We start from the raw sequence: 13,119 nt of genomic DNA, 5'->3' as shown, positions 1-13,119 counted from the left end.
CCGCGCGTCTAGTCCACCTCGGCCACGGCCTGGGCGAACTGCGCCTTGTACAGCCGGGCGTACGCCCCGTCCGCCGCCAACAGCTCGGCGTGCGCGCCCTGTTCCACGATGGAGCCGTTCTCCATCACGAGGATCGTGTCGGCGTCCCGGATGGTCGACAGCCGGTGCGCGATCACGAACGACGTACGGCCCGCAGCCAGTTTGGCCATCGCCTTCTGGATCAGCACCTCGGTGCGGGTGTCGACCGAACTCGTCGCCTCGTCCAGCACCAGGATCACCGGGTCGGACAGGAACGCCCGCGCGATGGTGATCAGCTGCTTCTCACCGGCGCTGACACCCGTACCCTCGTCGTCGATCACCGTGTCGTACCCGTCGGGCAGCGTCCGGATGAAACGGTCCGCGTGCGCCGCCCGCGCCGCCTCCTCGATCTCGCCGCGCGTGACCTCGCGCGAGGCGCCGTACGCGATGTTCTCCGCGATGGTGCCGCCGAACAGCCACGTGTCCTGGAGCACCATGCCGATCCCGGACCGGAGTTCGTCCCGGGTCATCCTGCGGATGTCGACCCCGTCGAGGGTGATCCGGCCGCCCGACACGTCGTAGAACCGCATCAGCAGGTTGACCAGCGTGGTCTTGCCCGCGCCGGTCGGGCCGACGATCGCCACCGTGTGCCCCGGCTCCACCGTCAGCGACAGGTCCTCGATCAGCGGCTTCTCCGGGTCGTACCGGAACGACACGTGCTCCAGCCGCACCCGGCCGCGCAGCCGCGCCGGCCGCTCGCCCGGCACCGGATCCGCCTCCTGCTCCTCCGCGTCCAGGAGTTCGAAGATCCGCTCGGCCGAGGCGACACCGGACTGCACCAGGTTCGCCATCGACGCCACCTGCGTCAGCGGCATCGAGAACTGCCGCGAGTACTGGATGAAGGCCTGCACATCACCGATGGACAGCGCGCCGGACGCGACCCGCAGCCCGCCGACGACCGCCACCAGCACGTAGTTCAGGTTCGACACGAACATCATCAGCGGCTGCATGACACCGCTGTTGAACTGCGCCTTGAACGCGGCCTGGTACAGCGCCTCGTTCTGCTCGGCGAACTGCTGCGCCGACTCCTGCTGCCGCCCGAACACCTTCACCAGGGTGTGCCCGGTGTACATCTCCTCGATGTGCGCGTTCAGCTTGCCGGTGGAGCGCCACTGCTGCACGAAGTGCGGCTGCGACCGCTTGCCGACCCGGGTGGCGACCACGAACGACAGCGGCACGGTCACCAGCGCGACCAGCGCCAGCAGCCAGGACACCCAGAACATCATCGCGAGCACGCCGATGATGGTCAGCACCGAGTTGATCAGCTGGCCCATCGACTGCTGGAGCGTCTGCCCGATGTTGTCGATGTCGTTCGTCGCCCGGGACAGCACCTCACCGCGCTGGCGCTTGTCGAAGTACGACAGCGGCAGCCGCGACAGCTTCGTCTGCACGTCCTCGCGCAGCCGGTACATCGTGCGGTTCACGGCCCGGTTCACCAACCGGGTCGCGATCGCCATCAGCAGACCGGCGACCAGGAACGTGCCGAGCGCGAGCAGCAGGACACTGCCGACCGCGCCGAAGTCGATGCCCTTGCCGGGCGTGAAGTCCGTGCCGCCCAGCATGTCCGCGACCCGGCCCTGGCCGTGCGCGCGCATGGAGTCGAGCACCTGCTGCTTGGTGGCGCCGGCCGGCATCCGCCGGCCGATGATGCCGGCGAACACCAGGTCGGTGGCCCGGCCGAGGATCTTCGGGCCGACCACGTTGAGGCCCACGCTGACGACCACGCACAACAGCAGGCCGTAGATCGTGAACCGTTCCGGTCGGAACTGGGCGACGAGCCGTCTGCCCGACCCCTTGAAGTCCATCGAGCGCTGGTCGGGGCCGCCCCCGGCCATCATGCGTCCCATGGGCCCGGCCATCAGGCGGCCTCCGCTTCCGTCAGCTGGGAGAGCACGATCTCCCGGTAGGTCTCGTTGGATGCCATCAGCTCGGCGTGCCGGCCGGAGCCGACCACCAGGCCCTCGTCCAGCACGATGATCCGGTCCGCGTCCCGGATGGTCGCCACCCGCTGGGCGACGATGACGACGGTCGCCTCGGCGGTCTCCCGGGCGAGCGCGGCGCGCAGGGCCGCGTCGGTGGCGTAGTCGAGGGCGGAGAAGGAGTCGTCGAAGAGGTAGATCTCCGGGCGCTGCACCAGGGTGCGGGCGATGGCGAGGCGCTGGCGCTGACCACCGGAGACGTTGGTGCCGCCCTGGGCGATCGGCGCGTCCAGGCCGCCTTCCAGCCGGCTCACGAAGTCCTTGGCCTGCGCCACCTCCAGCGCGTGCCACAGCTCCTCGTCGGTGGCGTCCGGGTTGCCGTAGCGCAGGTTGGTGGCGACCGTGCCGGCGAACAGGTACGGCTTCTGGGGCACGAGTCCGACCGTCCTGGCGAGCAGTTCCGGGGCGACCTCGCGGACCTCCACGCCGTCGACCAGGACCTCGCCCTCGGTGGCGTCGAACAGCCGGGGGACGAGCCCGAGCAGCGTCGACTTGCCGCTGCCGGTGGAGCCGATCACGGCCGTGGTCTCGCCCGGCCGCGCCACCAGGTCGACGGACCTCAGCACCGGCTCCTCGGCACCCGGGTAGTGGAACCCGGCGCCCCGGATCTCCAGGTGCCCGTGCGCGCGCAGCTCGGTGACGGGGGCCGTCGGCGGTACGACGCTCGAATCGGTCTCCAGGACCTCCTGGATGCGCTCGGCGCACACCTCCGCGCGCGGCACCATCATGAACATGAAGGTGGCCATCATCACGGACATGACGATCTGCATCAGGTAGGCGAGGAACGCGGTGAGGTCGCCGATGTCCATCCCGCCGCTGTCGATCCGGTGGGCGCCGAACCACACCACCGCGATGGACGACAGGTTCACCACCGTCATGACGATCGGGAACATCAGGGCGAGCATCCGGCCGGTGGCCAGCTGCATGTCGGTCAGCTCCGCGTTGGCCTTCCCGAACCGGCCCTGCTCGTACTCGTCCCGGACGAAGGCGCGGATCACCCGGTTGCCGGTGATCTGCTCGCGCAGCACCCGGTTCACCGTGTCCAGCCGCACCTGCATCGACCGGAACAGCGGCCGCAGCCGGCGCACGATCAGTGTCACGGAGATCCCGAGCACCGGTACGACCGCGACCAGGACCCCCGACAGCGGCACGTCCAGACCGAGCGCCAGCACGATCCCGCCCACGCACATGATGGGCGCCGACACCATCAGGGTGAACGTCATCAGGGCCAGCATCTGGACCTGCTGCACGTCGTTCGTCGTACGGGTGATGAGCGAGGGCGCCCCGAAGTGGCCCACCTCACGCGCGGAGAAGGACTGGACCTGGTCGAAGACGGCCCCGCGCACGTCCCGGCCGAGCGCGGAGGCGGTCCGGGCGCCGTGGTATACGGCACCGATGTTGCACACGACCTGCACCAGCGAGATGCCGATCATCAGGGCGCCGAAGGTCAGGATGTAACCCGTGTCACCTTTCACGACACCGTTGTCGATGATGTCCGCGTTCAGGGTGGGCAGATAGAGGGTGGCGCAGGTCTGCAGGAACTGCAGCAGCACCAGCAGAGCGATGGGTTTCTTGTAGGGCCTGAGATAGGTCCGCAGAAGTCGTATGAGCACGCTACGTCTCTCGGAGTCGGCGACAGGGGCTGACTGGTTGCCCCTGGCCCCTATCGTCGTGCACTCCCGCCGCGTTACCCCAACCGATTTAACCCCACCGGGTCCCGGAACGGCTCACGGACGGAACGCCCCCGGATGGGTCTGCTCGCGCACCGCGGTGAACTGCTGCCGCACCGCCTGCCCCACGGCCAGCTCCTCACCGGGCTCCAGCACCTGCGCCGCCGCGCCCTGCCAGGCCGGCGGGGTCCGCGGATCGAGTGTGCCCTGCGACACACCGAGCGCCCACGCCGCCTGCCGGGCCGCGCCGATCGCCGTGTAGTCCGCGGGCTGCGGCACGACGACCTGCGCGCCGAACAGCGAGGGCGCCGAGGCCTGCACCGCCGGCAGCTCGGCGGCCGGCCCCAGCAGGAAGATCCGGCGCACCTCCACGCCCCGCCCGCGCAGCACGTCCAGCGCGTCGGCGAGCCCGCACAGCATGCCCTCGAACGCGGCCCGCGCCAGGTGCTCGGGCTTCATCGACTCCCGTCGCAGCCCCGCCAGGGTCCCCGCGGTGTGCGGCAGGTTCGGCGTCCGCTCGCCCTCCAGATAGGGCAGCAGCACCAGCCCGTGCGCCCCCGGCGTGGACTTCATCGCCAGCTCCGACAGGCCCTCCAGGTCCGCCAGGCCGAGCAGTTCGGCGGTGCCGCGCAGGGCGCGCACGGCGTTCAGGGTGGTGACGACCGGCAGGTGCATGCCGGTGGCGTCGGCGAGCGAGGTGATCATCCCGGACTGGTCGGCGAGCGCCTCCGGGTGCACGGCCATCACGGACCCGGACGCGCCGAGGGACACCACCGCGTCCCCGAGCCCGATGCCGAGCCCGAACGCGGCGGCCATGGTCTCCCCGGTGCCGGCGGAGATCAGCAGGCCCTCCGGGGTCGTACCGGCCGCGTCCGACGGGCCGATCACCTCCGGGAGCACCGCCTGGTGGCCGAGCGCCAGCTCGACCAGGTCGGGCCGGTAGGCGCCGGTGGCCGCCGACCAGTACCCGGTGCCGGAGGCCCCGCCACGGTCGGTGGTCCGGCGCACCGGGCGGCCGAGCAGCTGCCAGACCAGCCAGTCGTGGGCCTGGAGCAGGACGGCCGTGCGCAGCGCGTTCTCCGGCTCGTTCTTCGCGAGCCAGCGCAGTTTGGTGACCGGCTGGGCGGCCTGCGGGACACACCCGACCGCCTGCGCCCAGGCCTCCCTGCCGCCGAGCGCGTCCACGAGATCGGCCGCCGCGACCTGGGCGCGCTTGTCGCCGCCGACCAGGGCGGGGCGGACGGTGTTGCCCTGGGCGTCCAGCGGCACCACCGCGTTCTGCTGCGCCGACACCCCGATGGCCTGCACGCCCTCCAGGAGGCCGCCGCCGGCGGCCTCCCCGAGCGAGAGCAGCCAGGCCTGGGGGTCGACATCACTCGGGCGCCCCTCCACCGGGTGCGGGGCGTACCCCTGCCGTAGTACGGCACCGGTGTCCGCGTCACAGACCACGATGCGCGTGAACTCCGGTGAGCTGTCCAAGCCGGCGACTATCCCCATGCCTGAGGATTTTGCCGTATCGGCGGGGGTGGCCGTGCTGCACCGGGTGCGGGCGCGGGCTTCCCGGCCGTTGCTGGTGCCCCGGTCAGGTGTTGCTGGTGCCCCAGTCGTCCCCGCCCGCGCCGTTGACGTTGCGGTCCCGTAGGGAGCGGACCCGCTGGGCGACGGACTCCGGCACACGGTCGCCGACCTTGTCGCTGACCGTGTGGAAGGCCTTGCCGGCGTAGGAACGGCCCTGCTGGGCGGCCGTCTCGGCGGTGTTGCGGACCGCGGGGTTCTGCGCGATCCGCCGGGCCGACTTCTTCAGCTGCTCGTAGCGCTCGCGTCCGGCCCTCGTGCCGAGTACGTAACCGAGGGCCAGTCCGGCGAGGAACGTGAGCCGGTAGCGCATGGCTGCCACCCTTCCCGTGTGTAGGTGTCTGGTGCGGCGCTGGCGCCGAGGGATACCGATTGGCGGAGCACCCCCCTGCTTGCGCTAATGTATGTGTCGCAGCGAGCGCCCGCCCTCTGGCGAATACCCAGGTAGGCACGTTCGATGCAATCGAGGCGATCCTCCGTAGCTCAATTGGCAGAGCAGCCGGCTGTTAACCGGCAGGTTACTGGTTCGAGTCCAGTCGGGGGAGCTTCGGTCCTCCGTAGCTCAATTGGCAGAGCAGCCGGCTGTTAACCGGCAGGTTACTGGTTCGAGTCCAGTCGGGGGAGCGCTGAACGAGGACCCCTCAGGGGTCCTTTTTCATGTCCGCTTTCCTGCCCGCGGGAACCGTCGTGCCCGCCGCGCAGTCCTCAAGGTCATGAGCAGCGCGGAAGCCGACCCATCCGAGGCAGGAGATCGTATGAGCGGCTATGCTGCGGCAGACGGCGCGCACACGTGTACGCGACACGCCGCTATGGGGCGGTAGCTCAGCCGGTTAGAGCAGCGGACTCATAATCCGTCGGCCGTGGGTTCGAGTCCCACCCGCCCCACCAGACGCTGCAGATGCAGAAGCGTTTCTATCTGCGGAAACGTACGAAGGAGGGCTGCCACGCCAGCGTGGCGGCCCTCCTTCACTCCGCCAGACCAAGATCCAGGGACCCTACAGGGGCCCGGAGGTCCCCACTCGGGCCTGAGGCCCCCCTGTGCGGCCTCCTGGGAGCGTTCCTGATCTTCCTTGGAGGCCTCGGAGTCGCCTGGGGCGACAGGGACGGGCGCCCACGCTTCAGGGTCCATCTCCGTCCCGTCGTCGATGACGAAGCGGGCAAGGTGATGCTGGCCCTTCCCCAGCCCTGGAAGACGTGTAGTCACCTTGTCCGCCGACAAGATCCTCAGGCGGGTGTCCTTGCAGTGGTCGCGAACCCACTGGATCACGGTCCGGGTCGCGTTCTCCTGACTGGCGACGGCTGTCTTGATCTTGCCGAGCGGGCGGCTGTTGCGCGGAGTCTTTACGCTGATCGTCCAGGCGCCGTCGGCGTCTCGGGCAGCGTCGGCGTAGACGACGGCCGTGCCGTCGCTGAACAGCTTCTGGGGAAGGGTGAGCGGGCGGAGCACGTTGTAGGGGACGCTGCGCGGGATCACGGCCGTCATGGACTCGACCTCGCGGCGCGCGAGTTCGGGGAGGACGCTGGTGTAGGTGTCGGAGGTGATCTGGCGCGAGCTGTGGCCCAGCCGCTCCTGGACGACCTTGATGTCGTTCCCCTGGAGTAGCGACAGACTTGCCGAGATGTGCCGGAGATCATGGAGGCGGACCGGCGGCAGACCGGACAGCTCCACCAGGCGCTTGAAGCGTCGGCTCACCCAGTCGGGGTGAAGGGGCTCGCCGTTCTCCTGCGTGAAGACCCGGTCCGACTCGACCCAGGCTTCTACTCCAGACCACTCCTCACGCGCTTGGTCCTGCTTGGCTCGCCACTGAGCCAGGACCTCGGTCGACTCCTCGCTCAGGTCCAGCGTGCGGACGCTGTCGGCCTTGGGCGCTTCGTCGTACAGCCGGTAGGCCACTTCAACGATCTGGGCGGATATGCGAAGCCAGAAATTGTCGAGGCTGACTTCCGGCCATGGAAGGGCGCACATCTCGCCCCGTCGGGGGCCGAGGAAGATGAAGGAGTGCCATAGGGCGTAGAGCCAGTCGTCCCGGACGAAGTCGAGGAACTGGCCGGTCTGCTCGGGTGTCCAGACCATGACGGGGCTTGGCTTCTCCCCGGTCCGCTTCCAGTGCTCGACCCGCTCTGGCGTCCACACCAGGGGCTTGGGCCGGCTGACCGTCGGCAGCTCGACGAGCTGGGCCCAGTTCTTGCTGAACGCCTCTTCCCGCTTCATCCCCCAGGTGATGGCGGAGGAGATGGTGTCGTTGATCCGGTGCATCGTTGCGGGAGAGGTGACCTTGCGCAGTCCCTTGCGGCCCTCGCGCAGTGCGGCGTTGGCCTCCAGGTAGGCACGCCGGGTGCGTCGGCGTTCCTCCTTCTGGCCTGCGGCGCGGACCCACGCTGTGTGGGCGGCGTCGCGGGCCTGGGTCAGTTCCTCGACCCGCAGGCGGTGCAGCGTGCGCTCGGCGTTCTCACGCTCGATGGCCTTGTACATCTGGTCCAGGTGGCGCACGCGCAGGTCACGGCGCTTGACGTGGCCCAGGTGTGGGATGAGGTAGTTGTCGATGTGCTCCTGATAGCCGTGCTGGGTGGTTCGGGCGAGGGACTTTTTGGCGTCGATCCAGCGCCGCAGGTAGTCGGCCATCGTCTCGGTGGACAGAACGTCGGTGCCGCGGTCGGCTTCCTTGAAGACCTTCTCGGCCTCCTCTTCGGCCTTCTCCTTGGTGGGGAAGCCGCCGCGCTTGACGCGGCGCCGCTTGCCGTTCTCCCCGCGCTCCAACTCCAGGGAGAAGTACCACGTTCCGTGGCCCTTGCGGCCGAGCTTGGGGCACGTCAGCCCTATGTCTCCGGTCTTCGGGCTGTCGTCGTCGTTCAGGACGGGCTTGCCCGTCTTGTCCATGAGTGGACCCTTGCACTGGCATCGCCGGTAGAAGTTCGGCGAGTACATCCGACCCCCTGCTGACGGCTGGCTCCAGGCCAGCCGGGTTGTGCGTACGTATCCGTACGTGTCTGGCGTGATCTCTTTCGATCTTGCTGGGGCTGTCGGACACCGTTGTAAAGTTGCCAGCATGTTGGCGCGGGGGAGACAGGCGACCAACGACATGACTGCTCAGGAAGCGGGCGGGCCGACCGGAGCCATGGGGCTGGAGGAGCTACTTGCTCTCCCCGCCGCGGTCAATGTGACAACGGCTGGACGTGCCCTGGGCATTGGCCGCGACAAGGCGTACGAGTTGATCAGGACGGGCACGTTCCCCGTCAGGACGCTGCCCCTTGGGGGTACGGTCCGTGTACCGACGGCCGAGCTGTGGAGGGTGCTCGGTGTCGAGCCTCGTACGGAGGTGAGTCCATGATTACGAGCAATGCGCGATTCTGAGGTGTTCGGTGGTCTATCTAAACTGTGACCTATCTCGCTGGTAAATTAGTGGATGTTGGGAGGGGTCGGGTAGAGGGGTCGAGATCATGCCAAGGCTCTACGGTTTCTGGGACATGGCGTACCAGCGCGTACGCGAGGACGAGGCGGAAGGTATCCGAGCCGCCGCCTCGCGGCGGCTGGAGAAACAGAGCTGGCCGGCGATCACTGCATGGATGACCGAACACGGCTACCGCACCACCCAGGGCAACGAGTTCAAGCCGGATGTGCTGGCCGGCGTCCTCCATCACCCGGCCATCGCTGGTCTGAGGGAGACCGAAGACGGCGAGCTGGTCGACAGCGGCGGCCCTCGGATCATCCCGGTAGAGGACTTCCTCGCCATCCGTGCCCTGCGGCAGGTCAGCGACCCCGACAAGCAGCGCGGTGACCAGCGGGAGTACCTGCTCTCAGGTCCCATCAGTGTGTGCGGCCTCTGCGGTCATACGCTGGGCGCGTCGCCGTCGAACGCCGGAGCCCGAGGCCACCGCTGCCCTCCCAGCTCGGCACAGCACCCGGGCGGCTGCGGCAAAGTACGCATCAACGCCGACCTGTTCGAGACGTACGTCGCGGAACACGTCCTGGCCGAACTGGCCAAACCCGAGGTGGCAGAGCTGATCGCCGCCGTACGCGAGGACCTGCTCGCCCAGGCAGCGGACCTGGACAAGCAGGTCGCCTCGGCGCGTCGGCGGCAGAAGAAGTTGGGCGCGGATTATGCCAGGGGGTCAGGTATGTCGCTCGCCGCGTTCAAGGCGGCAGACAAGGAGTTGACCAACCTGATCCGGGAGAAGGCGACACAGGCCCGGTTCTTGAAGCAGGTGAAGCACGTCCCCGTCGGGGACGTCCCGGATCTCGTGCGTTGGTGGAAGCACGCGCCGTTGAAGGCCAAGAAGGGCCTGGTCGTTCTTCTCCTGGAGCAGATCGCCGTGTACCCAGCCGCGTCCAAGGGCTCGCGCACCGTGGACGCGGACCGGGTCGCCCTCACCTGGCGGCAGTGGGGTGCCGCCGAGCAGGAGCCTCGCTCCGCTTAGACGCTGACGATCCGGAGCGGCTGCTGCTGAGCACGGCCATCGACAAGCCGACCGCGATGCAGCCGCTGGACAGCCCCGCCAGTGTGGAGCTGATGACGTGTTCGAGCGTCGAAGGCCACGCGTGGCCGTCTTCGTAGGCAAGAACGTAGCCGCCTCGGCTCACGGCGTACAGGACGCCCAGCACCGCCCCCGCTGCCGCCACGGCCACTCCGGTGCTCGCCGCCCGGCCACGTTGCCGCATGCCTCGGGCAAGCCTGGTGGCGCGCATTGCCACCTCCGCACCAGCAGCAGCAAAAAAGCACAGATACGTCAGTAGATACGTGCGGACTTCCCTCACCTGTACATCTGCGGTGGACAGGTCCACGCCGAGCCGAGTGGGGTCGGTCCGGTGGAACTGCCAGATCAGCAGGCCGATCACCATGGCGACCAGGGCGATACGGCAGGCGACACTCGCGTAGTGCGGCAGTTCCCTGTAGTACTCCCAGTCGATGACGAGGATTTGAAGGCTGACGCAGAAGATCACCGCGGCGATGTCCGAGAGGAGCGTGGACAACTCGGCTACCGTGGCTCTGTCCGTGAAGTCCGCGAGAGCCGGGATCGCAAGCAGCGAGCCGAGGAAGCTACTCACCAGCGCCATGATGCGGGCGGACAGTGCCAGTCGGAACGTCTCGCCGCTGCTTCTTTCCTGCACGAGGCTCCGGCTGATGGCTATTGCGGCACCCACCAGGGTGAGTACCGAGCACAGGCCGAAGATCGGGCCGTCCACGTCAGCGTCCTTCCAAGTCATCCGCTGCCCGGTCAGCGGCTTCTTCCAAGCTCCGGCGGCGCGGACGCCCCTCGCGAGGCTGGTCGACGCCGGGAGGAGGTGGGGGGATCGTCGGGACGACTTCTGGCAGCCCCTCCCGACGACGGATCTCCCGGAGCCTTGAGCTGATTTCAAGAATGTCCTGCACCTCAAGACCCTGCATTAAACGCAGAACTTCACGGGCCTCGGGACTTGTTGCGTACATCGTGAGCGCGGTCAGGTCGTCCCACTCGGCTCCGGGGAGGAGGAAGCCGGCCGGCGCGCCGAGGGCTTCAGCCACGGAACTGATTGTGGACATCCGCGGATTGCCACTGGACCCGTTCAAGAGGCTGGTGACCTGGCCGTGGGAGATCGAGGCTCCTTGACCAGTTCGGGTGGCCTCCGAGACGTCTCGCGCACTCGGCGTGTAGCCATCGGGGTCGCGACGCAGCCTGAGCAGGGCGAGCAACTTCGCCGTCAGGCTGAGCGGTTGCTCGCTGTCGTGGGTGTCTGCCATGTCTGTCATCTCTGGCTGTGTCGTATGCTCCCGGCGGCGTGACCGGCCCCTGATCACCGCGCGTAGAGCTCAACACTACATGCAGGTGGCGGGGGTTATAAGGTTTGTCGCACAGTTTCTCGGCGGAGCGTCGACCGGTGAGGCGGCACCGGCTGAGCTCCCATGCGCCTGCCTCCGGGCTGGTGCCCCGAGGAGTCGCTTACAGGGCGGGCGAAGCGGGGCGCACGCCGTGCAACGGGAGGAACCGCATATCCATGTCCGAGGTTGACGAACGCCGGGTCGCCGAGATTGCGAAGGGGGCCCCGCGGGTCCTGCGCGGTGGGGTGAGTCGGTCGACGGGGGACGATGCGCGCAGGGTCGTGGAGGTGATGGCGCTCATGCGGAAGCGGAAGCCGAGTGCGGGAAGCGGCGGGGGTGAGACGTGACGTCTGTGAGGGCAGAGTGCGTCCTCTCCCTCCTCAAGATAGATGACATTTTTGACGAGCTGTTGTACGTTCTGATGTGCCGGGTGGATACAGCAGCCGCAGGAACGCACCCGGCAGCGTCGCGCAAGCGGCGTCCTTCCCTGCTCCTCGCCGGGCGGCCGACCCCCCGCGCCCCGCCTGGCGAGGAGTCGGCCGTCCGGTGCGGTCTCAGGGTGCGTGACGGGAGCAAGCCCGCCACTGACCGCTCGGTCGTGGCGGGCTCTCTCGTATCCGCACGCAAAATGAAATCCGGAAAGGCGGGAAATTTCCTTTCTGAATTCCCTTTGAATTAAAAGAGTTCTTCACTTGCTTTGGCGGTATTTGCCCTTAAGATATAAGTGCAAGAACAAATGGAAACACCCCCTAAAGGGAATTTACGAAAGGCGCGGGTAAATGGCCGACACCAACAAGGTCGCTTTCATCAACATCAAGATCAGCGAGATCGCCCCCAACCCGGAGCAGCCCCGCAAGTTCTTCTCCGACGAGGCGCAGGCGGAGCTGACCGCCAGTATCAAGGAGAACGGCCTCCTTCAGCCGGTCGTCGTCCGGCCGGTCGAGGGTGCCAAGGTTCCCTACATGCTGATCGCGGGCGAGCGGCGCTGGCGCTCCTGCAAGGCGGCCGGCCTGGACGTCATCCCTGCGAAGGTCGTCGAGGGCGCCTCCGAGGAGGAGGCGTACGTGCTCAGCATCGCGGAAAACGTGAACCGCGCAGACATGACCATCATGGAAGAGGCAGGTGCCTACGCCGACCTCAAGGCCGCTGGATGGACGCCGGCGAAGATTGCCAAGCAGTTCGGCAAGACGGAAACTCACATCACCTGGCGGCTGGGCCTGCTCACCCTGCGCCCCGAGGTTGCGGAAATGGTCGACAACGGCCAGATCAAGAACAACCTGGCCTGGCACATCGCTCAGCTCAGCCCGGCCAACCAGATGGTGGCCGCTATGCGGTACGTGCGCGGCGACTTCGACAGTGAGGCCGAGGCGCAGCACTTCGCCAACGGGCTCAAGCTGATGGAGCAGCAGACCTCCCTCACTGGCGAAGAGGCTCCGACAGCCGAGGAGCAGGAGACGCGGAAGAAGGCCAAGGCGAAGGCGAAGGACGGGCTCGGCAAGGCCGAGGAGGTCTTGATCCCGCTGCTGGAGGAGTTGGCCGAGAAGAAGCCCGAGGACCTGGCGGTCATCCTCGGTGACGACCTCAGCCGCCACGTGCGCGTCGTCGGCCGCCTGTACGCCAAGGTGCAGATGGTGCGGAACCTGCTGAGCAAGGCGCAGGGTATCCAGCGGGCCATGGAGGCGGAGTTCAACAAGGCCGCGGTCGAAGTCCAGCAGGAAGCCGCGGCGAAGAAGGCGGAGGCCGAGGCCAAGCCGGAGGCGGCCGAGGCAGAGAAGCCCAAGGCGAAGGAAGCGGCCAAGCCGCGGCCGACGGCGAAGAAGGCGACTGCGAAGACCACCACCGCCAAGCCTGCGGCACCTGCGGCTACGACGGCCAAGGTCCCGGCACCCCGGACGGCGGCCAAGAAGGCCGCAGCCGCGGCGAAGTAGAGCAAGGGGGAGGGGGCTCTCAGTCCGGGCCCCCTCCCCCTTGCTCGCGTGTACGGCCACTCGCCGGGTCCGCAGGGGGCTGCTCCCTGCGGAC

At 68.1% G+C, this 13,119-nt stretch carries 9 protein-coding genes and 3 tRNA genes; 5 read left to right on the top strand and 7 right to left on the bottom strand.

The features are described from left to right. Positions 1-8: 8 nt before the first annotated feature. From ACZ3ZD_RS06665 to ACZ3ZD_RS06650, 4 genes are all read right to left on the bottom strand, one after another. Complete coding sequence (locus ACZ3ZD_RS06665; protein ID WP_467394234.1) at positions 9-1,937, bottom strand: ABC transporter ATP-binding protein; 1,929 nt, start codon at positions 1,935-1,937, stop codon at positions 9-11. Then, positions 1,937-3,670: an ABC transporter ATP-binding protein gene (locus tag ACZ3ZD_RS06660; RefSeq protein ID WP_467394232.1), complete on the bottom strand. Its 1,734-nt coding sequence runs from the start codon at positions 3,668-3,670 to the stop codon at positions 1,937-1,939. Before ACZ3ZD_RS06660 ends, ACZ3ZD_RS06665 begins: the two co-directional genes overlap by 1 nt. 114 nt (positions 3,671-3,784) lie before the next feature. Further along, a complete protein-coding gene (locus ACZ3ZD_RS06655) occupies positions 3,785-5,224 on the bottom strand; it encodes an FGGY family carbohydrate kinase (RefSeq protein ID WP_467394230.1) in 1,440 nt (479 codons plus the stop codon). Between the two features lie 85 nt (positions 5,225-5,309). Then, complete coding sequence (locus ACZ3ZD_RS06650; RefSeq protein ID WP_467394228.1) at positions 5,310-5,615, bottom strand: YtxH domain-containing protein; 306 nt, start codon at positions 5,613-5,615, stop codon at positions 5,310-5,312. A 159-nt stretch (positions 5,616-5,774) separates the two neighbouring features. Here ACZ3ZD_RS06650 and ACZ3ZD_RS06645 point away from each other — a divergent pair. From ACZ3ZD_RS06645 to ACZ3ZD_RS06635, 3 genes are all read left to right on the top strand, one after another. Further along, positions 5,775-5,847, top strand: a tRNA-Asn gene (locus tag ACZ3ZD_RS06645). A gap of 6 nt (positions 5,848-5,853) precedes the next feature. Next, a tRNA-Asn gene (locus tag ACZ3ZD_RS06640) sits at positions 5,854-5,926 on the top strand. 187 nt (positions 5,927-6,113) lie between these two features. After that, positions 6,114-6,190: transfer RNA gene (locus ACZ3ZD_RS06635), tRNA-Ile, on the top strand. On the opposite strand, the gene ACZ3ZD_RS06630 is transcribed toward ACZ3ZD_RS06635, so the two are convergent. Further along, a complete protein-coding gene (locus ACZ3ZD_RS06630) occupies positions 6,147-8,180 on the bottom strand; it encodes a tyrosine-type recombinase/integrase (RefSeq protein WP_467394555.1) in 2,034 nt (677 codons plus the stop codon). The two genes, ACZ3ZD_RS06635 and ACZ3ZD_RS06630, sit on opposite strands and share 44 nt — an antisense overlap. Positions 8,181-8,740: 560 nt before the next feature. On the opposite strand from ACZ3ZD_RS06630, the gene ACZ3ZD_RS06625 reads away from it, so the two are divergent. Further along, positions 8,741-9,718, top strand: coding sequence for a recombinase family protein (locus ACZ3ZD_RS06625; protein WP_467394227.1), 978 nt, complete (start codon positions 8,741-8,743; stop codon positions 9,716-9,718). On the opposite strand, the gene ACZ3ZD_RS06620 is transcribed toward ACZ3ZD_RS06625, so the two are convergent. Beyond that, positions 9,669-10,484 (bottom strand): hypothetical protein, encoded by an 816-nt coding sequence (locus ACZ3ZD_RS06620; protein ID WP_467394226.1) that lies wholly within the window; start codon positions 10,482-10,484, stop codon positions 9,669-9,671. The genes ACZ3ZD_RS06625 and ACZ3ZD_RS06620 overlap by 50 nt on opposite strands. Position 10,485: 1 nt before the next feature. Beyond that, positions 10,486-11,019 (bottom strand): hypothetical protein, encoded by a 534-nt coding sequence (locus ACZ3ZD_RS06615; RefSeq protein ID WP_467394224.1) that lies wholly within the window; start codon positions 11,017-11,019, stop codon positions 10,486-10,488. 857 nt (positions 11,020-11,876) lie between these two features. Between ACZ3ZD_RS06615 and ACZ3ZD_RS06610 the strand changes: the two genes are divergently transcribed. Further along, a complete protein-coding gene (locus tag ACZ3ZD_RS06610) occupies positions 11,877-13,025 on the top strand; it encodes a ParB/RepB/Spo0J family partition protein (protein ID WP_467394222.1) in 1,149 nt (382 codons plus the stop codon). Positions 13,026-13,119: the final 94 nt, after the last annotated feature.

It is taken from the genome of Streptomyces sp. NPDC023481, from assembly GCF_055560195.1.
Note: the sequence above shows the minus strand (reverse complement) of the source record. Positions and strands in the feature narration are given on the sequence as shown.

Bases quoted from the DNA above. Each gene is read 5' to 3' on its own strand.
- ACZ3ZD_RS06665 (WP_467394234.1), bottom strand. From the start codon at position 1,937: ATGGCCGGGCCCATGGGACGCATGATGGCCGGGGGCGGCCCCGACCAG.
- ACZ3ZD_RS06655 (WP_467394230.1), bottom strand. From the start codon at position 5,224: ATGGGGATAGTCGCCGGCTTGGACAGCTCACCGGAGTTCACGCGCATC.
- ACZ3ZD_RS06650 (WP_467394228.1), bottom strand. From the start codon at position 5,615: ATGCGCTACCGGCTCACGTTCCTCGCCGGACTGGCCCTCGGTTACGTA.
- ACZ3ZD_RS06630 (WP_467394555.1), bottom strand. From the start codon at position 8,180: ATGGACAAGACGGGCAAGCCCGTCCTGAACGACGACGACAGCCCGAAG.
- ACZ3ZD_RS06625 (WP_467394227.1), top strand. From the start codon at position 8,741: ATGCCAAGGCTCTACGGTTTCTGGGACATGGCGTACCAGCGCGTACGC.
- ACZ3ZD_RS06615 (WP_467394224.1), bottom strand. From the start codon at position 11,019: ATGGCAGACACCCACGACAGCGAGCAACCGCTCAGCCTGACGGCGAAG.
- ACZ3ZD_RS06610 (WP_467394222.1), top strand. From the start codon at position 11,877: ATGGCCGACACCAACAAGGTCGCTTTCATCAACATCAAGATCAGCGAG.